Annotated in this window: 6 protein-coding genes, 1 tRNA gene and 1 pseudogene; 4 read left to right on the top strand and 4 right to left on the bottom strand. The window is 35.1% G+C overall.

Annotated features, from left to right (window positions below):
* Positions 1-171: transposase (locus tag AC3EA5_RS06825; protein WP_488607649.1), on the bottom strand; the 171-nt coding region annotated here is incomplete at its 3' end.
* 476 nt (positions 172-647) lie between these two features.
* Here AC3EA5_RS06825 and AC3EA5_RS06820 point away from each other — a divergent pair.
* Positions 648-851, top strand: coding sequence for a hypothetical protein (locus tag AC3EA5_RS06820; RefSeq protein ID WP_488607648.1), 204 nt, complete (start codon positions 648-650; stop codon positions 849-851).
* Positions 852-871: 20 nt separating this feature from the next.
* Here the strand turns inward: AC3EA5_RS06820 and AC3EA5_RS06815 are convergent, their stop codons facing one another.
* From AC3EA5_RS06815 to AC3EA5_RS06805, 3 genes and pseudogenes are all read right to left on the bottom strand, one after another.
* A complete protein-coding gene (locus tag AC3EA5_RS06815) occupies positions 872-1,300 on the bottom strand; it encodes a hypothetical protein (protein ID WP_488607647.1) in 429 nt (142 codons plus the stop codon).
* Positions 1,301-1,343: 43 nt separating this feature from the next.
* A pseudogene (locus tag AC3EA5_RS06810) lies at positions 1,344-1,766 on the bottom strand (transglutaminase-like domain-containing protein); the annotation flags it as partial.
* 314 nt (positions 1,767-2,080) lie between these two features.
* A tRNA-Leu gene (locus tag AC3EA5_RS06805) sits at positions 2,081-2,167 on the bottom strand.
* A gap of 416 nt (positions 2,168-2,583) precedes the next feature.
* On the opposite strand from AC3EA5_RS06805, the gene AC3EA5_RS06800 reads away from it, so the two are divergent.
* From AC3EA5_RS06800 to AC3EA5_RS06790, 3 genes are all read left to right on the top strand, one after another.
* Positions 2,584-2,784 (top strand): YolD-like family protein, encoded by a 201-nt coding sequence (locus tag AC3EA5_RS06800; protein WP_488607646.1) that lies wholly within the window; start codon positions 2,584-2,586, stop codon positions 2,782-2,784.
* 373 nt (positions 2,785-3,157) lie between these two features.
* The gene (locus AC3EA5_RS06795) at positions 3,158-3,415 is read left to right on the top strand and encodes a hypothetical protein (RefSeq protein ID WP_488607645.1); all 258 of its coding nucleotides are present in this window, start codon (positions 3,158-3,160) and stop codon (positions 3,413-3,415) included.
* Positions 3,387-3,560, top strand: coding sequence for a hypothetical protein (locus AC3EA5_RS06790; RefSeq protein WP_488607644.1), 174 nt, complete (start codon positions 3,387-3,389; stop codon positions 3,558-3,560). The genes AC3EA5_RS06795 and AC3EA5_RS06790 overlap by 29 nt, the downstream gene beginning before the upstream one ends.
* Positions 3,561-3,735: the final 175 nt, after the last annotated feature.

The raw sequence follows: 3,735 nt of genomic DNA, 5'->3' as shown, positions 1-3,735 counted from the left end.
GGATTTTTCTGTGAAAGAGCCCGAGTTCTGACTTTGCGCAATCCAACGATCCAGAGCGGTTGCACTTAATTCATATTCCCGAACGATGCTAGCCCTTGTTTTCCCATTATCATATAGTTGAACCATCTGTTTTTTAAACTCTGCTGTAAACGTACGTCTTTGTTTTGGCATAGTAGATCCGCTCCTCCGTATATCTCTCTATTCTACTAGCCCTTATTTTTTCTGTCTAACTTAATGTAGCCGATCCAGTTGAGAGAATGGTGGTCTTGAGATTGAAACCATTTAGAAAGCGATTAAAGAAAGTTATGGTTAGTGGTTTTCGGTTTCATTGTATAATCAATGAATTACCAAGAATAAGTCGGTTTGTTTTCGAGTGTACCCTTATAATACGAAAACATCTTTTTTTGAAGTTTATTTCTCGTGGCAAGGTTCATGGTTTTTTAATCTTAATAAGCCTGATACCTGTGTTACTTTAATCAATTATGCAATAGTGAATGGATGGGATTACACGCAAGAGAAGAAGCGGATGAGTATTGAGCAAGGAGATTTTCTAATAAAATTAATTGAGATTAAAGATTGAGAGTAGTCTAACAAATACAATAAGAGCCTTACATTAAAATTCTAGCCTATATGGAGGTAATATTTCGATGCGTTATGAAGTTAAACTGAATATCATAGAGAAAAAATGGGATATTGTCGTTGGCCGAAAAGAGATAATAAAAGGACTGGTCGATATTAAATTAGCAGACAAGATCGCTGAAGAATTGAACAAAGCCTATGATCAAGGTCTTGCTGTCAGAGACAGTTCAGAAAAGAAAATAAATGAGAGTATTAATCGTTTATTCTTCTAGTTTGTTTTCATTACTATCGCTTATTCACAATGATTATTTTCAAAATGGTTCCCTTCATCGGGAAATTTTCCTTCTGGTGGTGTCCAAACACTTTGGCAAATATTATTTCCATTTACCACGGAGTAAGTATAAGTCCAACCTTTTTCGTTTTCAAACTTAACGTTTAAGTGATAAGGTTTATATTGTTTTCCGATGTTACGGCTAATTTTCCACTGTTGATTAGGATATTTTCTCTCAAGATAATAATTTAGTTGTTCAGTCTTCTTGGATACTTGATGATCAACCCAAAAGGGACGAATTGCAAAGAGTAAAAACAATATTACAGTTATTGAAGATGCGATTATTAAATTCAATTTCCTGATTTTTTTTGGCAATAATAATGCGGTTACAAAAATAATAATGATAAAAACGGTAGACATTGTAATTTCTATGACTGTAATTGGATGCAAGAAGTTTTCCCCCTCCTACCAGTTGCTTTGTTTATTTAGTTCATTAAAAAAGAAGCTGCAGGCTGAATGGCAATCCATTAAGATACATATGTATGGTGTCTGTATTTTGCTTGAGTGCTTCAATCGTTTCTGAGTTAGGCTGATTATAAATCATTAAATAGTCAATTTCGTTGTATTCTTCCCGTACAGGAAAAGCTAACTTTTCTTCCGTTAACGAAAATTCTGCATGTATACCAGCTTTATTTCCACGGACATCAAAGCGTATCCATCTTCCAATACTTTTGATATAAGCGGCACTTAGAGCATGGATGCAATACCCCGTATCTTGTGTGTCCCTGATAGTTAGTCGTTGATAACAAAATCCCGTTGGAATGCCTTTGCTTCTCAATAGAGTGCATAATAAATTTGATTTGGCGTAACAAATACCTTCTTTATAGAGTAGTACTTCCGATGCGGCACATGTAACCTCAAATATCTATTTGATTCAGCGGAATTACTATGCATTAAAATGAATTAAAATACAAATTTTAGTTCTAAATATGTTTAACCATAGTTAATTATAGGAGTATTAATGACTGAATAATGAAATGTAATATGGTACAATAGAACGGAGATTTCTTAAAAAAATACGATATGCGTCATTTGTGTTCATAAAACAAAAAACACTTCCTGAATCAGTGCCTTTGTACGGACTGAGAGAAAGTGGTCTAAGAAAACAAAAAAGAGTTCTGGTCAGCCTGCTTGCGCAATAGCTATCCAGAACCCTTGAAAGTGTATAGTTGGTGCGGTCGAGAGGACTCGAACCTCCACGGCTGTTACACCACTAGAACCTGAATCTAGCGCGTCTGCCAATTCCGCCACGACCGCACGTCCTATAAGGGATTTCTCCATTTTGACACTCAATTATCACGAACAATATAGTGTAGTATAAACGGTTCTAATAGAGAAGTAAAGTGGTGTGGAATTAAATTAGTCTAGTGGTTCAATATATGTTAAATCAGGGTTCCATCATATCCGATGGGAAGCTAGTTGTTATTATGTTTGTGGAAATTCGAGAATCTAGTGACCAGTTTGTGATTTCTGTTAAGTCGATTTGTGATTATAAAATGAATTAAGTATAGCTGGCTTCCTTCATTTGAGGGAAGCCGTTTTTGATTAATGCTGTTTCGTCAAATTTAAGACAATTCACTTTAGGAGAAATGGTAATTTATAAAGTCAATATTGTGTATAGAACGTATGTTCTTATATAATAAAGTTATCAATAATATGAGGACAGTGTGATCATGGCAAAGAAACTTGAAGGAAATGGATTGTGGGAATCATCCAGAATGATGCTACCTGAACATAAACAATCCTTAAATGATTTGGCTCATGAGCAAAAGAAACGATCACGGATTGACCTTGATGAGCAGGAGTGGGAAAGTGTGTCTCAGGCTGTAGCTGACTCTCTAAGCAATCGTAAGGAGATAACTCTGCAAATGTAACATCCATTAGAAGAGTTGATTTTGGTCGGCATTGTGGAGCGAGTAGACCAGTTCAAGGGTAAGTTTATGGTAGATGGTGAGTGGTTTCTAATGAAGGATATCGAAGGTTCATCAAAAATGGACTAATTACGATTATACAAAAATGTGACAAATTACCTATTTAATCGTATAATCGTTGGAAGGAGATGATAGAATGAAAAAAATATTGTGGAGTTGTATGGGGTTGGTTTTGTGTTTGTTTTTCTTTAAGCATCCTGAGATATTTGCTGATGGGTTGACGTTATTAGCTCAAAGATCGACCTTAGTTATTAGTAGTCTAATAACATTTGGTTAATTGATAATTCAGAAGATTATTTGGAGTGGGGATGGTTTTGTGGGGAATATTGAACAGTACAAGGAACACCTTGCAAAAGTGGAATTACGATTTGAAAAACTAAAGGAAACGTATCAAAATACTTTAGTCAAATTGCATGATAGTCATCCTTTTATTACAACATATTTTATTGAAAAGATGAGTGAACTAAATACGGTGTTTTCTGAAATGCTTGAAGTAAATAGTGAAATCAGTACTCTTAAATATATGATAGGTGATTTAGAATCTGATGATGAATCGGATTTTATCCCATTCTGAATTAGTTCTCTTTGCCCTATCTCCAAATGTTAAAGTTGGCGATGTAGTAGTATTGGTTGTTGGAGTATGGACAACTAATATTACGGAGACAGAACAACGAAAACAGCAGATAAAGAAGCTAGTGGATAGTGTTTGGGAAGATTAACGATGAACTCGCCAAAAGGCATTGTAGCTTGCTCTTGTCAACACCAACTTAATAATCCCCAAAAGTAGCAGTTGAAAATTCCCTAGAAAGAGCTGAATTACGGCTCTTTACTTTCCGTTAAATCAGGCTGAAAAAATCCAGCTTTTTTCTTTTCTTTAATCCTGTAACTCTCCCC

It is taken from the genome of Paenisporosarcina sp. (assembly GCF_057785155.1).
Note: the sequence above shows the minus strand (reverse complement) of the source record. Positions and strands in the feature narration are given on the sequence as shown.

Excerpts from the sequence above, each read along its gene's own strand:
- AC3EA5_RS06790 (WP_488607644.1), top strand. The coding sequence starts at position 3,387 with ATGATGAATCGGATTTTATCCCATTCTGAATTAGTTCTCTTTGCCCTA.
- AC3EA5_RS06800 (WP_488607646.1), top strand. The coding sequence starts at position 2,584 with ATGGCAAAGAAACTTGAAGGAAATGGATTGTGGGAATCATCCAGAATG.
- AC3EA5_RS06820 (WP_488607648.1), top strand. The coding sequence starts at position 648 with ATGCGTTATGAAGTTAAACTGAATATCATAGAGAAAAAATGGGATATT.